The 23,811-nt window shown below is 30.4% G+C and carries 18 protein-coding genes and 1 pseudogene; 2 read left to right on the top strand and 17 right to left on the bottom strand.

Going from position 1 to position 23,811, the window contains the following annotated elements:
- Positions 1-42: 42 nt before the first annotated feature.
- Positions 43-1,959 carry a type I glutamate--ammonia ligase gene (locus tag CLOST_RS06350; protein ID WP_013361447.1) on the bottom strand — a complete coding sequence of 639 codons (1,917 nt, stop codon included), beginning with the start codon at positions 1,957-1,959 and terminating at the stop codon, positions 43-45.
- A 4-nt stretch (positions 1,960-1,963) separates the two neighbouring features.
- Positions 1,964-3,247, bottom strand: a complete 1,284-nt coding sequence (locus tag CLOST_RS06345; protein WP_013361446.1) for a methionine gamma-lyase family protein — start codon at positions 3,245-3,247, stop codon at positions 1,964-1,966.
- Positions 3,248-3,419: 172 nt separating this feature from the next.
- Between CLOST_RS06345 and CLOST_RS06340 the strand changes: the two genes are divergently transcribed.
- The gene (locus tag CLOST_RS06340) at positions 3,420-4,424 is read left to right on the top strand and encodes a tyrosine-type recombinase/integrase (RefSeq protein ID WP_013361445.1); all 1,005 of its coding nucleotides are present in this window, start codon (positions 3,420-3,422) and stop codon (positions 4,422-4,424) included.
- 82 nt (positions 4,425-4,506) lie between these two features.
- Here CLOST_RS06340 and hfq read toward each other — a convergent pair whose 3' ends face one another.
- From hfq to CLOST_RS06280, 12 genes and pseudogenes are all read right to left on the bottom strand, one after another.
- On the bottom strand, positions 4,507-4,740 hold the full coding sequence (gene hfq / locus CLOST_RS06335) for an RNA chaperone Hfq (protein WP_013361444.1): 234 nt from the start codon (positions 4,738-4,740) through the stop codon (positions 4,507-4,509).
- Positions 4,741-4,791: 51 nt separating this feature from the next.
- Entirely contained in the window at positions 4,792-5,718 is a 927-nt protein-coding gene (miaA, locus tag CLOST_RS06330; protein WP_013361443.1) for a tRNA (adenosine(37)-N6)-dimethylallyltransferase MiaA, read from the bottom strand.
- A 10-nt stretch (positions 5,719-5,728) separates the two neighbouring features.
- Positions 5,729-7,630: a DNA mismatch repair endonuclease MutL gene (mutL, locus tag CLOST_RS06325; protein WP_041487133.1), complete on the bottom strand. Its 1,902-nt coding sequence runs from the start codon at positions 7,628-7,630 to the stop codon at positions 5,729-5,731.
- 6 nt (positions 7,631-7,636) lie between these two features.
- Entirely contained in the window at positions 7,637-10,207 is a 2,571-nt protein-coding gene (mutS, locus tag CLOST_RS06320; RefSeq protein ID WP_417202831.1) for a DNA mismatch repair protein MutS, read from the bottom strand.
- Positions 10,208-10,231: 24 nt separating this feature from the next.
- A complete protein-coding gene (miaB, locus tag CLOST_RS06315; protein ID WP_013361440.1) occupies positions 10,232-11,665 on the bottom strand; it encodes a tRNA (N6-isopentenyl adenosine(37)-C2)-methylthiotransferase MiaB in 1,434 nt (477 codons plus the stop codon).
- Positions 11,666-11,698: 33 nt separating this feature from the next.
- Positions 11,699-12,094, bottom strand: a complete 396-nt coding sequence (locus CLOST_RS06310; protein WP_013361439.1) for a universal stress protein — start codon at positions 12,092-12,094, stop codon at positions 11,699-11,701.
- Positions 12,095-12,222: 128 nt separating this feature from the next.
- Positions 12,223-12,651, bottom strand: a complete 429-nt coding sequence (locus CLOST_RS06305) for a GNAT family N-acetyltransferase (RefSeq protein ID WP_013361438.1) — start codon at positions 12,649-12,651, stop codon at positions 12,223-12,225.
- A 106-nt stretch (positions 12,652-12,757) separates the two neighbouring features.
- Positions 12,758-12,946, bottom strand: coding sequence for a CDIF630_02480 family spore surface protein (locus CLOST_RS06300; protein ID WP_013361437.1), 189 nt, complete (start codon positions 12,944-12,946; stop codon positions 12,758-12,760).
- A gap of 95 nt (positions 12,947-13,041) precedes the next feature.
- Positions 13,042-14,385: a deoxyribodipyrimidine photo-lyase gene (locus CLOST_RS06295; RefSeq protein ID WP_013361436.1), complete on the bottom strand. Its 1,344-nt coding sequence runs from the start codon at positions 14,383-14,385 to the stop codon at positions 13,042-13,044.
- Between the two features lie 114 nt (positions 14,386-14,499).
- On the bottom strand, positions 14,500-15,816 hold the full coding sequence (locus CLOST_RS06290) for a pyridoxal phosphate-dependent aminotransferase (protein ID WP_013361435.1): 1,317 nt from the start codon (positions 15,814-15,816) through the stop codon (positions 14,500-14,502).
- A 240-nt stretch (positions 15,817-16,056) separates the two neighbouring features.
- Complete coding sequence (locus CLOST_RS06285; protein ID WP_013361434.1) at positions 16,057-16,722, bottom strand: PHP-associated domain-containing protein; 666 nt, start codon at positions 16,720-16,722, stop codon at positions 16,057-16,059.
- A gap of 132 nt (positions 16,723-16,854) precedes the next feature.
- Positions 16,855-17,172 (bottom strand): annotated as a pseudogene (locus CLOST_RS06280) (Spx/MgsR family RNA polymerase-binding regulatory protein); the annotation flags it as partial.
- 337 nt (positions 17,173-17,509) lie between these two features.
- Between CLOST_RS06280 and CLOST_RS06275 the strand changes: the two are divergent.
- Entirely contained in the window at positions 17,510-18,883 is a 1,374-nt protein-coding gene (locus tag CLOST_RS06275; protein WP_013361432.1) for an APC family permease, read from the top strand.
- On the opposite strand, the gene CLOST_RS06270 is transcribed toward CLOST_RS06275, so the two are convergent.
- The 3 genes from CLOST_RS06270 to CLOST_RS06260 all read right to left on the bottom strand — a co-directional run bounded on the left by CLOST_RS06270 (position 18,875) and on the right by CLOST_RS06260 (position 23,809).
- Positions 18,875-20,131: a 4Fe-4S dicluster domain-containing protein gene (locus tag CLOST_RS06270; protein ID WP_013361431.1), complete on the bottom strand. Its 1,257-nt coding sequence runs from the start codon at positions 20,129-20,131 to the stop codon at positions 18,875-18,877. The two genes, CLOST_RS06275 and CLOST_RS06270, sit on opposite strands and share 9 nt — an antisense overlap.
- A gap of 191 nt (positions 20,132-20,322) precedes the next feature.
- Positions 20,323-22,689: a glycogen/starch/alpha-glucan phosphorylase gene (locus CLOST_RS06265; protein WP_013361430.1), complete on the bottom strand. Its 2,367-nt coding sequence runs from the start codon at positions 22,687-22,689 to the stop codon at positions 20,323-20,325.
- Positions 22,690-22,693: 4 nt separating this feature from the next.
- Positions 22,694-23,809, bottom strand: a complete 1,116-nt coding sequence (locus CLOST_RS06260; RefSeq protein ID WP_013361429.1) for an ABC transporter ATP-binding protein — start codon at positions 23,807-23,809, stop codon at positions 22,694-22,696.
- Between the last annotated feature and the right edge of the window lie 2 nt (positions 23,810-23,811).

Raw genomic sequence — 23,811 nt, 5'->3', positions numbered from 1 at the left:
AATAATACGCGTATTTTGATTAAAACGTTATATTGGGATAATCTAGAAGATGTTCTTTTTATATGCTAAATAAAGCTCTTTAAGTAATTTAACTTTATCGCTCATAATTTTTTGCAAGTTTGAAACTTCGTTTAGGTCATTGAGAAGGATTTGACTTCTAATATTAGTAAAGATAGATTTTTTATCTACACTATCCTTCATTAGCTCCCATCTCAAAGTATTAATTCTATTCCAGTTAACAATATCTAAATCCGAAATTTCGTCATCATGAACCTTAGCACAATTTCTCACTAAATTCATATTGTCTTCTATTATTCTTCCTCTAAGCTCGTTAATCCACATATCGATTGTTGAGGTTTTGTATGAATCAATAATAGCTTTTGTAAAAACCTCGCCCTCTATTAAAGTTTCAACTTTTTCAGGATAACTATCAAAAGCAATCACATTTTCATATACAGTAGCAGGAGGCTTTCCAAAAAGCTCAGATCTTTCAGATTCTGTGTAATGCTCAAATACGTCAAACTCGCTTCTGTACTCTCTATTTTTTTCTAAGTAAATTGATTCATCTCCAACTTTTTTTGAAAATTCCGCTTCTAATTGCTTCAAGCTATATTTTCCAGCAAGTTTGGATATACCATCAAGCATACATTGATAGCAGGAAGCTAATACTAGATAAGTATTAGAGTTAGGATTTGGAGCTCTAAGCTCAAATCTTGTTGATAAAGGTGTTTCTATATCTTTTATTAATCCAACTAGGATAGATCTATTTCTAGATGGAAACTCTGGCGAATGTCCTAGAGAAGATACAATGCAAACAGGAGCTTCGAAGCCTGGCTTTAATCTATTTAATGCGTCATTTGTTGATGTAACGAAAGGATTAATAACTTCGTAATTCTTTAGTATTCCCATTAATGATGAAAAGCCTATCGAACTCATATATTCTTCTTTGAAATTTTTATGAGCAAATAAGTTTACTTTAGTACCATCTTCAAGCTCTGCCATAATTCCTAGATGAGTATGCTCTCCACTACCAGCTACACCTTCTATTGGTTTGGCGGCAAATGTTACTTCTAAGCCATGGCTGTTAAATACGTCCAGAACTAAATGTCTTATAAAGTGCTCATTGTCTGCGCATTGAAGAGTGTTTGTATATTTCCAATCTATTTCAAGCTGCTCCATAATATGGCTTTGCTTTCCGCTTACATTGATTTGAGGTCTTACTCCTCCTACTTCTTTATGACCCATTTCTGGCTCGAAACCATATTTTTCCATCATCAATATGGTTTTTTCCATTGCAGTTCTTACGGTTCCTTCTGTACGTTTCCAGTATTGCTCCTTAAGCGTTTGAGAAGTTGATAGTTTTTCTTCGTCTGCTTTGTCTTCTGGTGTTTGAACCCAAAACTCTAGTTCAGTTGCTGAAGTCATGTGTATAGTTTTTATTTTTTTATCTTTAATGCCAAGCTCGTCTTTTAAAGATTCGCTATTTTCTATGATTTCAAGACAATTATTTTTAAATCTTTTAACTGCTTTTTTTAGTATAGATCTAGAACAAACCATTTTGTTATTATGAATTAAAAAAGCTGGTATTCTAAGCGTTCCGATAGGTAAACCAGTTATATGGTCTAAATGTCCGAAATTATAATCAACATGCCAATTTACCTTTAAATCTGGTAGAATTATAACTTTAGCATCATTTAAAGTAGCTATATTATGTAAAACAACACTTGAACCGTCAGTTTGAATTCCTAGGCTGAAGAAACTTTCCATGTCATCAAGCATGGATTGTATAGGGATTCTTTCGTCAGTACCGTTGCCTTTTAGATCCATACCTACTAATGAAACGAACTTAATTTCAGGGTGGTTGCTAAGTAAAGTTTTTAAATACTCAAAATCATGGTTTTCTTTTTTTATTACATAAAGCAAATTGTCCAAAGGTAAAAATTTTATTTCACTAGGCATCTAATCACTCCTTGATTTTTTTTATATTATTATAAGCCATTAAAGCTCCCAGCTTAGAATGTTCGTATGTAATTCCACCTTGAAAATATACAGTAAAGGGTTCTTTTATAGGCGCATCAGCGCTCAGTTCTATTGAAGATCCTTGTATAAAAGCTCCAGCAGCCATAATCACCTTGCTGTCATAGCCAGGCATATCCCATGGTTCTGGTGTCACATATGAATCCACAGGTGCGGCAGCTTGTATTGCTTTGCAAAACTCTATTACCTCCAGTTCTGAATTCAGGCCAATTGCTTGTATTATATCGCTTCTTGCTTCATCGTACACTGGATAAACGTCATAGCTGCTATCTTGAAAAAGCTTGGAACAAAAAATTGCTCCCTTTAGAGCTGAGTTTACAATGCTTGGAGCTAAGAAAAGGCCTTGTAGTGTCAATCTGTTGGTATTGAATGTAAGTCCGCATTCTTTTCCTATGCTCGGGCAGGTTAATCTTTGGGAAGCGAGCTCCACATAGCTTTTTTTTCCTACTATATAGCCTCCGGTTATAGCTAAGCCTCCTCCTGGATTTTTTATTAAAGATCCAGCCATTATATCCACGCCGACATCTGTTGGTTCACGAGTTTCGATAAACTCTCCATAGCAATTGTCAAGCATGATTATAACTTTGTGATTGATTGATTTTATCAAGTTACATATTTCTTCTAATGCATTTATAGTAAGACTTTTTCTTCTGCTGTATCCTTTTGATCTTTGGATATAAATCATTTTAATATTTGAATTAACTTTGAGGTGACTCACGATTGAATTTTTGTCAAAATTACCACTAGGAAGCAAATCTATTTGCTTGTATTTTATGTTATAGCTTTTTAGAGACAGAGGATGATTTGTTATTCCTATTACCTCATCTAAAGTATCGTACGGTTTCCCTGATATGGAAAGCATTGTATCGCCAGGCATAAGCAGAGATTGTAGACAAGTTGATAAAGCGTGAGTTCCATTTACTAATGTAGGTCTTACTAAAGCATCTTCAGTATTAAATACATTGGCATATATTTCTTCTATTTTTTCTCTTCCTGCATCATTGTAACCATAGCCTGTGGAAGAATTGAAGTGGGAATCGCTTAACTTTGTATCCTGCATTGCTTTTAAAACTTTTAATTGGTTAATTTCTTTAATTTTATCTAACTTGGAATAAATTTTAGAAAGACTTTTTTCTATTGATGAAGCTTGATTAATTAAGTCATTCGAAATTCCAAAATAGCTATAATAATTATTCGATGATATATACATTGTGCCCTCCTATATAAGTAATGATTTTAGTATTAAATGTATGAAATTGCAATAAATTTTTTGAAGGAAATCGATATCAGAATGAAAGTTTTCTTTTTAGTATAATTATGATATAATAAATTCAAAATTAGTTCGCATAATATGTATTATGCGAACTAAACCGGAGGGTTACATGGATAAAAATTTTCTGATACAAATTAATAACAAAATAGATAAAGAAATACCAAATGCTTTTAAAATGTATGTAAAGCTGTTCACGAATGCTCTTATTTCATCAGGAAAAAGCAACAACACTGTAGTTTCTTATTATTTAGATATAAAAACTTTTTTTGATTACTGTAGCATAAGCGAAATCCTTTCGCAAGAAATCACAGATATAAGGCCAATACATATAAATTCATATTATACTCATCTCGTTTCTGTTAGAGACAATAATTCAATTTCAATAAAAAGAAAAAAATATGTCATGAAATTGTTTTTTGATTTTTTAGAGGAACAAAATGAGATTAATAAAAATCCAATACCTAAAGATAGCGTTATAAAAGCAAAAATTAAAAATCCATATAAAGCGCCTACTTATTTAGAAATTGAAGAAATAAAAAAAATAAATAAAGCAATATTAGATACCAATAAAAATGAATTTACAAAAATAAGAAACTTATTCATATTCAATCTTTTAATCCACACGGGACTAAGAATAAACGAAGCTCTAAATTTAGATTTAAGCGATTTTGAACAAGGTATAAATACTAATCGTCTCTATGTAAAAGGTAAGGGCGAAAAAGAAAGATATTTGCCAATAGAGCTAAATTCCACTTTTTTTCAAATATACGAAGAAGGATTTGTTTATAATTTTGCAGAAAGATATTTTACGTTAAGAAATAAAACTAAAACTTCTAATTGTGCGCTGTTTATCTCTAAAAGAGGAGATAGATTAACAAGTCGTTATGTACAAAAAAATTTACAGGAATTAAGATTAAGTGCTAATTTAAATAAAAATGTAACTCCTCATAAGCTCAGACATACTTTTGCTACCCACTTATTAAAAAATGGCACAAACATAAGATTGGTTCAAGAATTGCTAGGTCATAGCTCTATATCTACAACCCAAATCTACACACATTCAAACTCTAAAGACTTAGATGAGGCTATAAAAAAATTCACAATAAAATACTAGGCATCTTCCTAGTATTTTATTGTGAATAAATTGAAGTCTCAATTATGTGAAGCTTTTTCAGTTAATTATAAAGCAAGTGAACTTATTCTTCATCTCCTACTTTGAAAGTAAGGACTTTAGCTGGGATTATAGTAGATACAGCATGTTTATATACTATATTTTGCTTGCCATCTGAGTCTAGCAAGATTACGTAATTGTCAAAACCCTTTATAGTTCCTTTGATTTGAACTCCATTAACCAAGAATATTGTTAGAAATATTTTTTCCTTCCTTGCTTGATTTAAAAGTTGATCTTGAAGATTTATTGAATTTTTCAAAATTAGCCCTCCCTGAAATTTTATTTTATATTTTATTATGTTAATACCTCATTACGATTTATTATAATCATTAAGAATCTGCTCTGTCAATTTTTCAATATCTTGCGACTCTACGTCAAGCCATTTCGCATCTTTATATTTTTTAAACCAAGTAAATTGTCTTTTAGCATATCTACGGCTATCTCTTTTTATTAAATCAACAGCATCATCAAGTGATAAATCATTAGTTAAATATGAGATGATTTGTCTATAGCCTATCGCCTTCATAGATTGATGCTGGTTAGTCAAGCCTTTCGAAAGCAAATCTTTTACTTCATCGACTAATCCATTATTTATCATGGTATCCACACGTGAGTTTATTCTATTATAAAGTATTGATCTTTCGAGAGATAAAATATAGATTTTACTATCATACTTAGAATATTTATTTTGAGCATTTTCAAAATTTGAAAAGTCATCTTTAGAATCTAATATTTCTAAAGCACGTATCACTCTTTTAGTATTATTAGGATGAATTGAGTTAGCTGCCTCAGGATTTTTTTTAGCTAAAATAGAATATAAATATTCAGGTCCTTGTTCCAAGAGAATAGTATTATATTGATTTCTTATTCCTGTATCAGGAGCTGAATTATTAAAATCCATTTCGAATACTATAGAATTTATATATAACCCAGTGCCACCTACTATTATAGGTACTTTACCTCTAGAAAGAATGTCTTCAATTTTTTCTCTAGCAAGTTTAGCATAATCAGCTACAGTGAAATCGTCTTGTGGAGATACAATATCGATCATATGGTGAGTTATTCCAGATGATTCAGAAGCAGTGATTTTAGCTGTTCCAATATCCATCTGCTTATAGATTTGCATAGAATCAGCCGATATGATTTCTCCGTTAATTCTTTTCGCTAAAGATACAGAAAGTGCTGTTTTTCCTACAGCAGTAGGTCCCGCTATAATTATTATTTTTTTATTTTTCATATTTACCTCATTATACAATTCTTTTAAACATTTTCTCGAGCTCGTATTTACTAAGTTCTATAGTTATAGGTCTTCCGTGTGGGCAAGAGTACTTATTTTCACAAGAATCTAAATCACTTAGTATTTGAGATATCTCAAGTCTAAGCAATTTATCATTTGCTTTTATTGCTGACTTGCATGCTTTAGATGCAATTTTTTCTTTTAGTTCATCAGATAGATATATTTGTTTTGAAAAATTATTAATAAGCTCATTAGCTAAATTTATTGCTTCATTTTGATTAAAAATATTTGGAATGGCTCTAATAACCAATGATTCTTGAGAAAATGGCTCTGCATTAAAGCCGTAATCATTAAGCAAATCAATTATATCATGAATATAAACTGAAACATCAAATGATATATTGATAGAAATTGGTATTAATAGATTTTGAGAGGATATTTTATCATTCTTGTAGGAGTTGAGATATTTTTCGTATAATATTCTCTCATGAGCAGCATGCTGGTCAATCACATATAGAGCTTCATTGTATTGTGTAATAATATATGAATTTATAAAAACACCAATAACGCTAAGATCTTTATAATTAAACTGATGGTTAGAATTAGAAGTAGTATTTAGATTAGTTTTATTAGAGCTAGGTTTTGAGCTTAAATCATAGTTATTATTTGGATTTTCATTAATAAAAAGATTGTTTTCGGCATTGGGTTTAGTATTTATTATGAAGTTTTCTAAATCATGAGATTTATCGTTTGTTGGCATTGAGTCTAATGTGTAATTATTAGAAGCTGGCTTCTTTACAGCATCTTGAGGAAACAGATTAGTCTCATTTATAAATAAATCAAAATTTATATTTTGAGGTTCGTCTTTTTTAACCTTATCATATTTTGAACTTAGATTTGATTTAGGAATCATTATAGATTCTGATAGCTTTGATTTAATATAATTAAATAAAATGTCTTTAAGCTTATTTTCGTTAGAAAACTTAACCTCTAATTTGTTTGGATGGATATTAACATCAATAAGGGCAGGATCTACGTTTAAATTAATTAAAAAAATCGGGAATCTATTTATAGTTATAAACTGACTATAAGCTTCTTCAACTACGGAAGTTATGAGCTTGCTTTTTACAACTCGTTTATTTACAAAGATATACTGATTTTTTCTATTATGTGACATAATAGAATTATCACCTAAGAAACCCTCAATACCATAGTCATCAATGTATTCGATTGGAAGTTCTTTGATAGATTTATCGTAGGCGTTATTATAAATATTATTCATAGACTCTGAAAAGGTTAAATTACTAGACGTTGTTAACATAACTTTATTATTGTTTATATATTTGAATTTTACAGAGTTATTAATAAGTGCTAGTCTCTCTACAATGTCATTAATTTTTGAAGTTTCTGCTTGGTTGCTCTTTAGAAAATTTTTTCTAGCAGGAGTATTATATAGCAAATCTTCAATTATAATAGTCGTACCATCTTTTGCTCCAACTTTTTCCTTTTTTTCGATTATACCACCTGTAATAATCAATGAGGTTCCTAAAAATGCTTCTTTGGTTTTAGTTGTAATCGATACTCTTGAAACTGCAGCTATACTTGCTAAAGCTTCTCCTCTAAATCCATTAGTATACAAATTGCAAAAATCAGTAAAAGATGTAATTTTACTTGTAGTATGTCTTTTGAAAGCGAGCTCAACATCAGCTTCGTCGATTCCAAATCCATCATCAGTTACACGGATATAAGATTTTCCACCATCTCGAATTTCTAAAACTATACTTGTAGCCTTTGCGTCAATTGAATTTTCTATAAGCTCTTTTACTATTGAGGCAGGACTTTCAACAACTTCCCCAGCTGCTATTAAACTAATAGTTTTGTCATCTAACTGTTTTATTTGATTTTTGTTCATCATACATCATCCTAACTTATTTTTTAAATTATTAAGTATAGTAAGAGCTTCAAGTGGAGTTGTATTATTTAAATCCAATGTTTTTATTTCTGAAATGATATTATCATAAAAATACTGCTCTAACGATAACTGATGATTTTCTACCTCAGAGCTTTTCTTAGTAGATTGAATTTTAGGTTTATAAACTGAAACGTTTGATTCTAAGCTTTCTAGCGTATCTTGCGCTAAATCAATTATTTGCGAAGGTAAGTTGGCTAACATAGCAACGTGAATGCCGTAGCTTTTATCAGCTTTGCCTTTTACTATTTTTCTTAGGAAATTTACATTGTCATTTACTTCTTCTACAAGCATAGAGTAATTTTGGATATTTTTTGATGAGTCTTCGAGTGATGTTATTTCGTGGTAATGTGTTGAAACTAAAGTTTTGGCTTTTATTTGATCTTCTATATATTTGATTACTGCAAAAGCTATACTCATACCATCGTATGTGCTAGTCCCTCTTCCTATCTCATCTAAAATAATAAAACTGTTAGAAGAAGCATTTTGAAGAATATTTGCAACCTCTATCATTTCAACCATAAAAGTACTTTGTCCCTGAGATAAATCATCGCTAGCTCCGATTCGAGTGAAAATCCTATCTATTAAACAAATTTCAGCTTTAGAACATGGTACAAAGCTACCGATATGAGCGAGCAGAACAATTATAGCTACCTGTCTCATATAAGTTGACTTTCCGGCCATATTTGGACCAGTAATTATTTGAATTATTCCATCTTCGATGGTTGTGTCGTTAGGGACAAACATATAATCAGATGTCATTTTTTCTATAACAGGATGTCTTCCGTTTTCTAATTTAATATATCCCTTATTATTAATTTCTGGTCTTACAAAGTTATTATTATTAGCTACAGTTGCTAAAGATTGATAACAATCTAAAATAGCAACTACCTTTGAAGCTGATAGTAGATTGTTTATATGGTTCTTTAGCTCCATTTTTATATTTTCAAAAATATGCTTTTCAAGTGAATCTGCTTTATCTTTAGCTGTAAGTATTTTCTCTTCCAATAATTTTAATTCCTCACTTATAAAGCGTTCTCCGTTTGTAAGTGTTTGTTTACGAATATAATCTGAAGGTATATCAAAATTCTTTAAATTAGCATGGGTTATTTCTATATAATAGCCAAAAACTTTGTTATAGCCTATTTTTAATGTTTTAATCCCAGTTCTAAGTTTTTCTCTTTGTTCTACACCTAAAATCATTTCGGCGGAGTGGTCAATTAAATTTCTAAGTTCAGATAATTCGTCATTAAAAGAAGATTTAATTATATATTTTTCTTTAGAATTAAAGTCCTTATTTATTATAGATGAATCAATTAGCTCAAAAACATACTCTAAATCTGGAATCTTTAAATAAAAATCTCTTAATAGCTCAAATTCGCTCATAGCCATAAATTTTTTTAATTCGATTATCATTGAAGTAGACTCTTTTAACCTAAGTATGTCGTCAGTTTTAATAGAATCATACGATAATTTCTGGCATATTCTTTCTAAGTCAGAAATATGATTTAAAATATTTCTCATTTTTAATGTAAAATCAGTGTTCTGAAAGAACAAATCAATATAGTTTAAACGAGAGTTAATAAGAGTCTCATTCTTAAGCGGATACAATAACCAATTTTTTAGCATTCTAGCTCCCATGGCTGTTTTTGTATCATCTAACACCCAAAATAAGGAACCTTTCTTTTTTGAACGTCTAATAGTCTCTATTATTTCAAGATTTTTTAAAGTAAAATGATCTATAATTAAGGCCTCGCCATTATCCTTTTTAGTCATGTTTAGATTAATAGATTTTTGAGTATGGTTGATATATCTAAATATTTTATATAGAGAAAGAGATATATTAGTATCAAGCTTATTATTGAGTAACCAGCTTTCATCTATGAGCTCTTCTGAAATATTCATAATAATATTATTTTCGGAAATATATGAGTTTATTAATTTAATATTTTTGTCTAAATCAGAATCTAGAATCTCTTTGCTACTTGCATTTGTTATAATTTCACTTGGATTTATTTTGAAAAATAAATCGCTTAATTCACTTTTGTTAATAACTGTAGTACTTAGTTCGCCAGTAGAAATATCTATATATGAAATATCAACATTAGTATTATTGATTAAAAATGATAATAGGTAATTGTTTTTTTCTCTATCTATAATATCCTCATCTATTATAGTTCCCGGAGTCACTATTTTAACAACTTCTCTTTTAACAATCCCTTTTGCTTGAGAAGGATCTTCTACTTGTTCACAAACAGCAACTTTTTTACCAGCTAGTATTAGTTTTTGAATATATCCTTGAGAGCTATGATAAGGGATTCCACACATAGGAGCTCTTTCTTTCAAACCACAAGCTTTGCCTGTGAGGGTTATATCTAGTATTTCGGATGCTGTTACTGCATCCTCAAAGAACATTTCATAAAAATCTCCAAGTCTAAAAAATAAAATACAATCCTTATGGTTTTCTTTTATTTCAAGATATTGCCTCATCATAGGAGTAAGCTTTTCCAAGAATATCACCTCTAATCTATTTAAAATAGCACTCTAATCGAGTGCTATTCCATTTAAAGAAAAAGACTTTGTCTCAGTAACCTTTACATTTACTAAAGATCCAATCATAGACTCATCGCCTATAAAATTAACTAATTTATTTTGTCTTGTTCTACCCATCAATCGGGTTTTATCTTTTTTGCTGAAGCCCTCTACTAAAACCTCAACGATTTCGTCCATATATTTGGAATTTTTTAATTCAGCTATCTCGTTTGCTTTAGAAAGAAGTCTATTAAATCTATCTTTTTTTACGGATTCATCAATGTGATTGTCCATATTTTCTGCAACAGTACCTTTTCTAACAGAGTAAATGAACATAAAAGCAGAATCGTATTGAACTTTTTCTAATACGTCTAAAGTATCTAAAAAATCTTCCTCAGTTTCGCCAGGAAAGCCTACCATAATATCTGTAGTTAGAGCTACATTTGGAACTTTAGTTTTAATCTTATTAATTAGCTCAATATATTGATCTTTTGTATAGTGTCTATTCATTTTTTTGAGCACAGCTGTACTGCCAGACTGAACAGGAAGATGTATACTTTCGCAAACTTTATCGAGATTTGCAACAGCATCTATGAGTTCTTCAGAAATATCTTTAGGATGTGATGTCATAAATCTTATACGCTCAATCCCTTGAATATCATTTAACATAGTAAGTAACTTAGCAAAAGAAACCTTGTTATCAAAATCATTGCCATATGAATTAACGTTTTGGCCGAGTAAAGTAATTTCCTTTACACCGTTTCTTGCCAAATCTTTTACTTCATTAATAACATCTTCTGGATTTCTGCTTCTTTCTCTACCTCTAGTATATGGAACTATGCAATATGTACAGAAGTTATTACAGCCGTACATTATATTTACAAAAGCTTTTAAGTCATATCTTCTAGCGGAAGGCAATCCTTCAATTACATTTCCGTCTATATCCCAAACATCAATTAGTGTCTTTGAGTCTCCAGACAGATATTTCAAAAGCAGCTCTGGAAATTTATATAAATTATGAGTTCCAAAAACTAAACTAACATGAGGAAATCTTTTTTTAATTTCATCTACAACGTGATCTTGTTGCATCATACATCCGCACACAGCTATTATCAAATCTGGATTTTTTACCTTTAGTTTTTTTAAAGCGTGTAAATTGCCATAAACCTTTAATTCAGCATTTTCTCTTACAGCGCAGGTATTGAATATAATTATATCAGCTTCTTCCATAGAATCAGCTAAATCTATGTTCATCATATCAAACATTCCAGCTAAATTTTCTGAATCGTGTTCATTCATTTGGCAGCCAAATGTTTGAATAAAATACGATTGATATCTGCCGTTTTCTTTAAAGAAATCTTCGTTCATTTGTGATAATGAATTTATATTATATTGTTGCATTAGTATCTCATCTTGTGATATTTGTTTTGCTTTACTTCTTTGCATTAACTTCAATCTCCGTTCTAATACATTAATTATTTAATTTGATTTAAGTGGTACTACTTCTATTTGGGTTTTTGTTGCCCCTAACTCTTTTCTTAACTTAAAGATAACACTGTCCTTTTCGTTTTGAAGTCTAGTTTCTCCTAAAATCATATAATCAATGTCATTTTCAATAGCAAATTTTGATAATGTTTTTAGAATATCATTAGATTTTAAAACAGTTACACTTGCACCGTATTTTTTTGATTCTTCAAAAATATATTCTAGTTCTTCAGCTGCTCTAGGATCTTCGATTACTTTTATATCTTTAGTTGCAACATGTAAAACAAAAATTTCTGTATCATTATCTTTAGTTAATTCAATTCCTTTTTTTATAAGTCTTTCGCAGGTTTTCTGTTCAGTAACACAAACCATAATTTTTTGCTTTATCATGATTTACTCCTTTGATAATAGTTCACATTTGATTATAACATAATAAAAGGACTAATACTAAATTAATCCTCTTTTCTATTTCTATTTATTTTATCCATAAGTAATACAAATAAATTATATCATATTAGTTAAATTTTATCTAGACAAAGCAACTTGAAGGCATCAGCTTCCTCTTTATAGCCTAGTTTTTTAAAAACGCACAATGAAGGTGCATTATTTTCCCTAACTAAAGCAGTTGATAAAGTTATACCTTTATTTTTAAATTTTTTTATAACTAGTTCAAGCATATGTTTTGCTATACCTTGATTTTGATATTGCTTGCAAACTGCAATTAAATCTATCCAAATACCTGAATAGTGGGGATTTTGAACTTCAAGAAGCCCTATGTATCCTACTGGGACATCTTTTATATATTGAATATATATATTATAATGTGTGTTTTTTTTCAATCTCATAGAAAGCTCTTCTGCACTATAAGGTATATCGTTAAAGGATTGTTCATCAATATATAGTAAATCACAAGACATTTGATGAGAGTGGTCATACTTTTTAAACATTATAAGGTTTGCCTCCTTTGTATTGTCTCTAAATCCCTATTTATTTAATAACAAAAAAACAGTGTAAATTATATCAATATATAATTTACACTAAAATTACATCAAATTATTTGATATTTTCATCATCTACCCATTCTTTTGCTTTTTCGACAGCTTCTTCTGTAGGTATATCTACATTAGTTTCTTTAATACGACACTTTATACTATCATACACATCTGTAGCAGGGGTTGTAGAGTCTGCAGTTTCATTTTCACAAATATCTGGATTTTTTTTGATTTTATCTTTATCTGACATAACTATTCCTCCTTATTATAATATAAATATTATATTAGCATCTAATTAAATAATTACCCTTATTTGATAAAATCAATCATTAATGAAATCGTAAATCATAATTTTAGATCTAAATATTTTTCCATGTTAAATTTTTTTATTAGACCTTTGTCATTCATATATCTTATCTTTCCAAAGATTTCTCTTTCTTTCCATGGTCTATCATGTTTACCATAGCACCATGCTATTCCAGCATATCCGTTTGCATCTCTTCCATCTATACTATATCTGTCATTTAAATAAAGAGCTTTTGAGAAAGCGTCATTTATAGTCAATGACCATTCAATTATTTTCTTCCCCCAGTACATCCTCATATATCCATGCATTTTTCCTGTAATAACCATTTCTTTTTGAGCTTTATTCCAAAACTCATCATGAGTTTTTGCATTTTCTAATTCTTCAAGCGAGTATAAATAGTCTTTTAAATCATTCTGATGAGATATTAAGGAATCATATGCCCAGCTTGGCAAAATTTTTTCAATATCACTATCATAATTTTTATTATAATATATATAGTTGATTGCAAGTTCTCTTCTTGTTATGAGCTCTTCAAGAAAATCTTTTTTAGATTTAATGTCACTTTTTATTATTTTAAGAGCTATATATAGAGGAGAAATTTGTCCGAAATGCAAATATGGACTTAAATTTGAAGAATAATTCATTCCAGGATGATTTTTTAGTTCAGAGTAATATTGAGCTTTATTTTCTATAAAATCTTTAAGATATTTTTCTGCTTCAACTGATCCACCCTTATAAATTGACTCATTAATACTTTTATCGATTTTCAAGCTATCAATAAATGAGTTTAAATCAGAGATATCCTCTGACTTAATAGGATAATCAATCGATGATTGCATTACTAGTCTAGAATTAAGCTCGATTAAATACTTGTCAATAATTTTATTAATTTTGGGACGAATGGTATAGGCTCCATATTCTTCTTTATTAGAAGTAACCTCCACAGGGATGATTACGTTGCTTTCCACACTGAGCATAGAGCAGTTTAATTGCTGTGCAATATTGGATTTCATAATAATCTCATGCTTTAAATAACCAAAATCAGTTATCAAAATTGATGCATTTTTAGATAGTTCATTTACTATAGGAAGAGCCTCACCTTTTCTAATTACCATTTTGATTTTACGAGATTTTAGCTGATTCATGACATCTTCTATACCTTCTAGCATGAAACGAAAATGACGAAAATTTGCTTTAGGAAAATCCTCCATTATAATAAAAAGAACTATAAGTGGAAGTTTAAGTTTATTTGAGTATTCAATTGAGTATTCCAGTGCATGATTATATTCAGATCTTTGCGATGCTTGCATCCAATATAAAACATAGTCTCCATTATTTATTTTCTTATGATTTAAGTTTTTTATTCGCTCATCGTATATCATATTTTCAACTCCTAAAATTTAATAAGAGAGCTGTTTGATTTTTTTCATTAATTTCAAAAAAAGCTATATCCAAATCAGAAAAAAATCTGATGGATATAGCTTTAAATGGGTAAATTATCTTTGAGCTTCGAAGGCTCTTAATAGTTTTACAAATAATTCAGGAATCTTTGCCATGTTCTCAGGAGACTCAACAAAAGAAATTCTGAACTGTGTGCTTCCAGGGTTAACCTCCCCTGCTTTTATATCATAGAAGCCTTTCATTGGAGCTACAAGTAAAGTAGTTTCTACTCCATCAATATTAATTGAGCCTTCTTGAGCACAATATAATACGAAATCTATAGCATCAAATCCAGGTTTAACAACGTTTCTAACGTCAATAACTGAGTAGATAGAAGCGTCAGGGCTAGAAACTATAAGTCCTGGCTCTTGTTCTTTTAAACCATTATATACCATCATGATTTGTTTTTTGTAGTATTCACGTAATTCTGAACACCAAGCAGCAATTTGCTCCTTGCTTTCATGAGCTAGAGCAGCAAATATGTACTGTCCGATAACGTTTGCACAAAGATTAGCAGTATATTCTGCGATTGATCTATTATTGAACTCAGCGCTATCAGTTATTACAGCACCAATTCTAAGTCCGCAAGCATTCCAAACTTTTGAAGCTGTTTCTATACTGATTCTTCTTCCTTCGATTCCAGGAACATCAGCATCTGTTAATCCCCAGATACTTACTAGAGGCTTGTCTTCTTGATAATATAACTCGCGGTATGCTTCATCACTTACCATCCACATATTGTACTTAACACAAAGCTTAGCAAGATCTTTCATGTTTTCATAATCATATAGCTGGCCAGTTGGATTGTCATAAGGTATTACTAGTAGAGCTCCAGGATTATGCTTTTGAATCATTTCTTCGATTTCGCTTACTTCAGGAAGAGTGAACTTACCATTGTCTTCCATTTTACGCTTAATTGTTACGGTTTTTCTTCCAACTCTTTCTGCAAAAGAAATGTAGTTTGTATAAGCTGGGTCAATCATCATCAAAGGTTTTTCGTCAGTACCTGCAGGACCACAAGTTCCAATTAGAAGAAGCTCCATTCCTGAAGAACCTCCATCTGTAACCTGAACATGCAATTTGCTAGTATCAAAGCCTTCGCATTTTAATATGTTTTTAAAAGCATCTTGGCATTCTGGAAGTCCAGCTGTACCTGAATATCTAATAACTCCATTTGCAAAAGGACTATCTGGCGCGTTTAAATTAAACATTCTTTTTTGCATAGCAGGATTTGTAGGCAGAGAAACATTACCAATACCTACATTGATAACTGCTTGTGGCTTAACTTTTCTCTCATCGTATTTCATTTGTGCTAAACGTACATCTGATGGTGTTCTTGACTCAAAATGAGCCGATAAAACTGGCTTACTCATTTTTAATTGACTCCCCTCTTAGATAAGATTTTATTTAATTTAATTAATCTAGAACTATAAATATACCAAACTAGGTACATTCACCCTTATTTTAACACTATATATAACTTATTTCACTAGTTAATTCTCAAATATGTCTATAAAAAAATAATTATATACATTTTATAATTAAAAACTTCCATAAATGATGTCTAATGACAAAATTACGGAAGTTTTTTGTGTATAAATAGGTTTTTGTATTTAAATAGCTTCTTTATAAATAGGTTTATTATATAACATCTGATTTATATCTAAACTCTCATATTTATTGTTGGAATAAACAACTGGAGATACTCTTCCAGATTTTACAGCTTCTATAAAATCTTTTTCATCTCTGATATTACCAGGGATTAAAGTAGCATATTTTCCTATAGCATCTATTGTATGAGCATCACTAGCTCCTAGAGCTGGAATACTGAGTTCTGATGATAAGCCATATGCATATAGATTATGATGTGGGAATGTACTTCCATTAAATGCCTCAATTCCTGATAAACCCTGTACATTTTTTATAAATTTTCCCATTCCTCTATTATTATGTCTAAATGGATGAGCACTTATAGCAACTCCTCCAGCTTTTAATGTAAGATCAATAAGCTGTTGAGCATGAATCTTTTCTTTTGGTAAATCATCTAACCCAAAAACAGTTATGTCTCCCTCATGCGTTAGTACTTCTGCACCTACTAGGATTAGAAATCCTGACTGCTTTGAAAATTGATGAGCAAAATCCTTAATTTCATTGCTTTCATGATCTGTAATACAAACGCCATCTAAGCCCATTGATTTAGATTTCTTAACTATATCTTCTAATGATAAAAAACTATCGGATGAATAAGTTTTTTCATGCATATGTGTGTCTATAATCATATGAATTCTCCTAATTGTAAATATAATCTAAAATTAAACTCTATAATAATAATATATTTAAAACTAAGAGTAATCCAATAGATTTGTTTTATATATTATATAAAGATAATCTATAGGTTAACATAACTTATATTATGTTTCGCTTAAAAAAGAAAACCATTCGTTTTCTTTAAAACCAACCTTAATTTTATCTTTATAAACTAGAAAAGGTCTTTTTAATAACATTCCATCTGAAGCAAGAAGTTCAAGCTTCTCATCAATTGTCATTTTATCAATATTATCTTTTAAATTTAGGTCTTTATAAACATTTCCAGAAGTATTAAAAAGCTTCTTAATATCTATATCACTATTGCCATACCAGCTTGCTAATTCTAGCTTACTAGGATTTTCAGTTTTAATATCTCTATATAAATATGTGTATTGATTTTCTTTAAGCCATGCCTCGGCTTTTTTACATGTTGTTCATTTAGGATAGCAAATTAATATCATATAACTCTCTCCTTCTTTTTTCTTTTAAGTATAACACGATTACGTATATATAATTATATATAAGAAACTATTTTGAATAGGATAATAGTCTAAACGCAAAATATATTTGATTTATATAAGTTAATTTTAGTGTTTTGTTAGCTTGTAGATATCTAGGCTAATAATATATAATTGTATAAAATGATTAAATATTCTGTAATTTAATTTTATGAAGCTTGAATAATTCATTTATAAGATTTACGAGAAAACAAATAGTATAATTTTATGATACAAATATATTCTATTGGGGGGAAAGTAAATGAATGAAGGTAATCATAATTTTGAAAGAGTTTTGTCAAAAAAAGACATAATCGCATTGGCTTTTGGAGCTATGATTGGGTGGGGATGGGTAGTACTCACTGGAGAATGGATAATGATGGCCGGAACACTAGGTGCAATACTGGGGTTTGTATTTGGTGGAATAATGGTTTTGTTTGTTGGTTTAATTTATGCAGAGCTAACTTCTGCTATGCCGCAGTGCGGAGGAGAACATGTTTTTAGCTATAGAGCTTTGGGTGAAAAAGCTTCATTTTTTTGCACCTGGGCAATTGTTTTAGGATATATTTCAGTAGTAGCATTTGAGGCAGTAGCTTTTCCTACTGTTATTGAATATTTATTTCCCGCGTATCTAAAGGGATATATGTATTCAGTTGCTTCCTATGACATATACTTTACTTGGGTTATTGTTGGCTCAGTTAGTTCAATTATTATAACATCTGTAAATTACATAGGCGTGAAGCCTGCAGCATTTTTTCAAGGAATAGCTACAATTATGATTTTAATAGTAGGATTAATGCTTTTTACAGGAGCAATATTTAGTGGACACTCAGGAAATATTACTCCTTTATTTTCCAATGGTAAAAGCGGAATATTAGCAGTAACTTTAATGACACCTTTTTTATATGTTGGATTTGATGTTATTCCTCAGGCAGCAGAGGAAATTAATGTCCCCTTTAATACCATTGGAAAAATTATAATATTATCTCTGGTTATGGCTATAGCTTGGTATACAATGATGATTTATAGCACTTCGGTTGGCTTATCTTATGAAGAATTATCACAATCAAAGCTTGCTACTGCAGATGCAATGAAAAATATTTACAACAGTCCTATCGCTTCAAAAATAATTATTATAGGAGGAATTGGAGGTATTTTGACAAGCTGGAACTCTTTCTTTGTAGGTGGAAGCAGAGCAATATATGCGATGGCAGAATCAAAAATGTTACCTAGTTTTTTAGCTAAATTTCATCCAAAGTACAAAACACCAGTTAATGCAATTTTACTTATAGGTTTAATCTCCACATTATCGCCGCTTTTAGGCAGAAGAATGCTTGTTTGGCTTACAAATGCAGGATCTCTAGGAATAGTAAACTCATATCTAATGGTATCAATCTCATTTTTAGTATTAAGAAGAAAAGAACCTAATCTAGATCGTCCTTATAAAGTGAAATATTATAAGCTTGTAGGAATAATGGCAATTATACTATGTTCTGCTATGATAATTTTATACTTGCCAGGCCAGCCATCATCACTAATTATGGCAGAATGGGCCATAGTAATCGGATGGATAATCTTTGGAATTATACTATATACTTATACTAAAATCAAAAATCGTAAAGCAAATTTATCCTAATTTTTCGATTAATCTAGCCAAATATTTAGACTGAAAAGTTTCGCTCACTAAAAGCTGGTTAACAAGAGGTAATTTAAGAAAAGCTCCAGTAAATGCAGCCATGAACTTATGGCTAAGCATAGCCTGATTATCAAAAATAAGGTTATGTAAAGTATTAGTTTCAATTGCTTCTAATACTAGCTTATGGACAGTGTTTACTGGGGTAAAAATTTTAACATCTCTCTTGCTCATTTCTATTGCATTAATGGAGCATACTCTTTGGCACACTCCACATCCGAGACAAAGCTCAGAATTCAGCACTACTTTATCTTTGTCATTAAAAACCTTAATTTCAAAGCATCCAACTGGACACACGGATACACATTTTTTACAGCTAATGCAGTTATCTAACTGATTTGCAATAAAGTTTGAGGAAGATATTGTTTGAGGAATTCCCATTTTTTTAACACTTTTTAGTGCTACACAGCAACAAGCGCAACAGTTACAAATAAAACCTACATCGTCCTTAACGTTTTCAGCAAATTGAATTAGATTATTATTATAAGCTGTTTTTAGTATTGAGAGAGCTTCATCATGATCTATAAGTCTTGCATACCCGTGCTTCGCTAAAGAAACAGAGAGGTTGTTTAGAGATAGACACACCTCCTGTGGAGCATTGCAATGCTGATTAAGGTGTTCAGCTTTATGTCTACAGTAACATCTGCTTACACCTATGCTTGTAGCATTGTTTAGAAGGCTAGTCGCCTTTTCATAATCTAGAACATAAACCTCATCAGTCTTATTAATAGCTTCTTCATTTATAAGAATTCTGCCTATAGGGGTCTTTAACGATAGAAGCTTTCTCATAAACTCTTCTTCAGTTTCGATATATTGATAAAATAACTCGCTTAATAATTTTTGATTAAAATGTCCTCCAGTTCTCATAAGAGCAAACTCAAAAAAACCTATCATAGGTGGTGGCATAACATACATTTGTTTTTTATTGTCATTCATATCTAATAATAAGGCTTTGCTTGCCAGATTTTCAAGAATTAATAAAGTTTCGTCCTGAGATTTATTCCAGATTGTCGATGCCATTTTTACATCAAAGGGTTTGATAGGCAGCATAGAAACTAATTGAGCTTCTTCCTCTGTAAAAAAGACTTTCAATATCTCATATAGAGTTTCAGACTCAGGGGCTCCTTGTGGAAACTTATTATATCTATCAATTAAGCTTTTATAGCCAGTTCTTCCTGTTAAGTGCGCCATTATACGTAATCCGCCTTTCATAATAAAGGTGCTATAGATAATAATATGTTATTTTAATCTTTTTATTATATTAATGCAATCATAAGAGGAATAAATTTTATTAATTAGAAAGACCACTTTTAGATTAACATCCATCAAGTGGTCTACTTATAATTTTTTAAAATATTCAGGTTTAATAAAAAAATTGAAGCTTATACATGCCAAATTTCCTTAGCATAGTCTTGTATAGTTCTATCAGAACTGAACTTGCCTGCATTACACATATTAATATAACATTTTTTTCTAAACTCATATTTGGATGAAAAATCACTATTTACTTTAATTCTTGTCTCTACATATGACATAAAATCATGTAGTAGGTAGTAGTGGTCAGCCGTATGCCAACTAGCACCTTTTAATATAGAATCGTAGAGCTCCTTAAAGCCTTTAGTTTTACCGTCTTTAAGGGTACCATCTATAAGCATATCTAATACTGCTTTAACTTTAGGATTTGATTTATAAATGTCTATAGGACTATATGATTTAGAAATGCTACTTATTTCATCAACAGTTGATCCAAAAATGTAATTGTTTTCCCTGCCTGCTTCTTGGACGATTTCGACATTTGCACCATCCAATGTTCCTAGTGTAACTGCACCATTAAGCATAAATTTCATATTTCCAGTTCCACTAGCCTCTGTTCCTGCTGTTGATATTTGCTCAGAAATATCAGCTGCAGCAACTAATTTTTCAGCATAGGATACATTATAGTTGCTAACAAAAACAACTTTGATTTTTGAACTTACTAGCGGGTCATTATCAATGAGATTGCCAACTTCATTAATTAATTTGATTATACTTTTAGCTCTCTTATATCCTGGAGCTGCTTTAGCTCCAAAAATAAAGGTTGTTTTATAAAAGTTATTCAAATTACCTGATTTAATTTCATTGTACATATATAAAATCGTTAAAATATTTAGCAATTGTCTTTTGTATTCGTGTAGCCTTTTAATTTGAATATCATAAATACTTTGAGGGTCAATTGCAATACCTTCTTTTCTAAAAATATAGTCAGCTAATTGGTGTTTCTTTATTTGCTTAATATTTGAAAACTCTTCAATAATAGAAGTGCTCTTAGAAAGCGGTTCTAATTTCTTTAAATCAGATAAGTTTGTTATCCAGTTTTCATTTCCAAGATTATTACTAATAAAGGAAGATAATTCTCTATTACATAATGCTAGCCATCTGCGTTGAGTTATTCCGTTTGTTTTATTTTGAAACTTGGAAGGATATAATTGATAGAAGTCTTTTAGTACATCACTTTTTATTATATCTGTGTGAATTTGAGCCACTCCATTTACATAGCTAGAACCGTAAATAGCCATATGAGCCATATGAAGTGTATTTTTATTTATTATTTTTGTTCTATTAGATAAAGCTTTACTAATAATTTTATTTTTTACTAAATCCTTTTTTTCTTCTTCAAAATTATTGTGAATTTGTTTTATAATTTCATAGATTCTTGGAAGGAGTTCTTTTATTAAGCCGATATCCCATTTTTCTAATGCCTCTTGCATTATTGTATGATTGGTATATGCAAAGGTTTTTTTACAAATATCAAGCGCAGATTCAAAACTAAGTTTTTCCTCATCAACTAAAAGCCTTATAAGCTCAGGAATTGCAATTGTAGGATGAGTGTCATTAAGCTGGATTACGTTATACTTAGCAAAATCTAATAAATCCTCAGAATGATTTCTTTTAAACTTTCTAATTAAATCCTGTAGTGAAGCACTACTGAAAAAGTATTGCTGTCTAAATCTTAATTTTTTTCCATCTAAAGTATCATCGTTTGGATACAAGACTCTAGAAATATCCTCAGCTTTATTTTTTTCTTTTACAGCCAAATCATAGTTTTGGTCATTAAATAAATTAAAATCAAATTCATTGACTGGCTCAGCTTGCCAAAGCCTTAGGGTAGAAATATTATTTCCCTTATACCCTATAATAGGTATATCATAGGGAACAGCAATAACGTTTTGGTCACTAAACTTTACTAACACTGAGTCTTCATATTTTCTTAATGACCATGGATCACCATATTTTGACCAATCATCAGCTTTTTCAATTTGAAATCCATCTTGAAATTCTTGTTTAAATAATCCAAACTTATATCTTATTCCATATCCGTCTAAAGGAATATCCATAGTTGCAGCACTTTCAATAAAGCAAGCAGCAAGTCTACCAAGCCCCCCGTTACCTAGAGCAGCATCTTCAATCTCTTCTAAAATTCCAAAATCAACATTAAGATCTTTTAGTTTATTGTTTATTTCATCAAGGATCCCTAAATTTAACAAGTTATTTTGAATTGAACGGCCAATTAAAAACTCGGCAGAAAAATAATATGCTTTTCTATTTTTATCACTCATTATTTTTAATTCCTGCCACTTACCGCCTATTTCTTCCCTTATTGACTCTGAAAGTGAATTGTGAAGCTGCCAAGCAAGGGCGTTTGAAAGCTCTTTTCCGTATTCAATTTTACATTTATCTTGTGCTGATTTAATCACTTTATTTATATCCATATATTTACCTCACAGCAATTGCGTTCTCAGTTTCAATATCAAAAAGATGAACATTTGTAGTATTAATTCCTAGGCTTACAACATCACCAATTTTTGCATTTGTTCTTGGAGGAATTTTGGCGATTGCTTTTTCATTATTTATATCAAGATATAAATAAACTTCGGAGCCCATAGGTTCGCTTAACTCGACTAAAGCATTAACAAAGCTTAAGGTTTCTTTAGCTTGAGTACTTTGCTCATCGTGTAATTCTTCAGGTCTAATGCCCATTAAAACCTCTTTGCCATCATAATTGCTCAAGTTCTTTGACTTATCAGTGCTCCAATTAATTGGTATCTTATAATCTCCCAATCTAGCTATAAAATTCTCATTATTCTTTTCAATCTTAACCTTAAAAAAATTCATTTGTGGAGATCCTATAAAACCTGCTACAAATAAATTTACAGGATAATCATATAAATTTTGTGGAGTATCAACTTGTTGAACTAAACCATCCTTCATGACTACGATTCTATCTCCCATTGTCATAGCCTCAGTCTGGTCATGAGTTACGTATATAAAAGTAGTTCCAAGTCTTTTGTGAAGTTTGCTTATCTCACTTCTCATTGCTGTACGTAGTTTTGCATCGAGATTAGAAAGTGGCTCGTCAAGAAGAAAAACTTTAGGATTTCTAACCATAGCTCTTCCAAGTGCTACTCTTTGTCTTTGACCACCAGATAAAGCCTTTGGTTTTCTTTCTAATAAATGTTCTATATCTAGAATCTTTGCTGCCTCGCGTACTCTTTTATCAATTTCGCTTTTATCAACTTTCTGTAAAGTTAAAGAAAATGCCATATTTTTATATACACTCATGTGAGGATAAAGAGCATAGCTTTGAAATACCATAGCAATATCTCTATCTTTTGGAGGAACATTATTTACTAATTTATCTCCAATATAAAGTTCGCCTTTTGATATATCCTCTAGACCTGCAATCATCCTAAGAGTAGTTGATTTACCACAACCAGATGGTCCAACTAGAATTATAAACTCTTTATCTTGAATTTCCAGATTAAAATCCTTTACAGCTGTAACATCTCCTGGATAAATCTTATGGATGTTTTTTAGGGTTATATTAGCCATAA

Origin of the sequence: Acetoanaerobium sticklandii (genome assembly GCF_000196455.1) — a bacterium.
In the GTDB taxonomy this organism is placed as follows: domain Bacteria; phylum Bacillota; class Clostridia; order Peptostreptococcales; family Filifactoraceae; genus Acetoanaerobium; species Acetoanaerobium sticklandii.
Note: the sequence above shows the minus strand (reverse complement) of the source record. Positions and strands in the feature narration are given on the sequence as shown.